The sequence below is a fragment of the bacterium genome, from assembly GCA_024226335.1.
Classification (GTDB): domain Bacteria; phylum Myxococcota_A; class UBA9160; order SZUA-336; family SZUA-336; genus JAAELY01.
The window spans coordinates 1-557 of the sequence record JAAELY010000450.1; the positions used below are offsets into that span (position 1 = coordinate 1).

Consider the following 557-nt stretch of genomic DNA (forward strand, 5'->3'; position numbering starts at 1 on the left):
ACGTCGACATCGAGCTGCCCAAAAAGCGACTGATCGTCTTCACGGGCGTGTCCGGCTCAGGCAAGTCCTCGCTGGCGTTCGACACGATCTTCGCCGAAGGGCAACGACGCTACGTGGAGTCGCTCTCCGCGTATGCGCGCCAGTTTATCGGCCAGATGGACAAGCCGCGCTACGACATGATCCGCGGGCTGTCCCCCACCATCTCCATCGACCAGAAGGCAGCCAGCCGCAATCCGCGCTCCACGGTGGGCACGATCACCGAGATCTCCGACTACCTCCGCGTGCTCTACGCGCGCATCGGGGAACAGTTCTGTCTGGACTGCGGCAAACCGGTCGGCCGGGGCAACGCTCAGGATATGGTGGATCAGATTCTCGGTCTGCCAGTCCAGACGAAGATCATGCTCCTCGCCCCGATCGTGGAGAATCGCAAGGGGGAACACCGCGACCGATTGAAAAAACTCCAGAGCGAGGGATTCGCGCGCTTGCGCATCGACGGGGTGATACAGTCGTTCGGGGACGTGCAGAAATTGCCCAAGCAGAAGAAGCACACCATCGAG

Annotated in this window: 1 protein-coding gene; it reads left to right on the plus strand. The window is 61.4% G+C overall.

Annotated elements, in window-relative coordinates:
- Positions 1–557, plus strand: a 557-nt coding sequence (locus tag GY725_21500; protein MCP4006764.1) for an excinuclease ABC subunit UvrA, incomplete at both ends; no start/stop codon positions are given.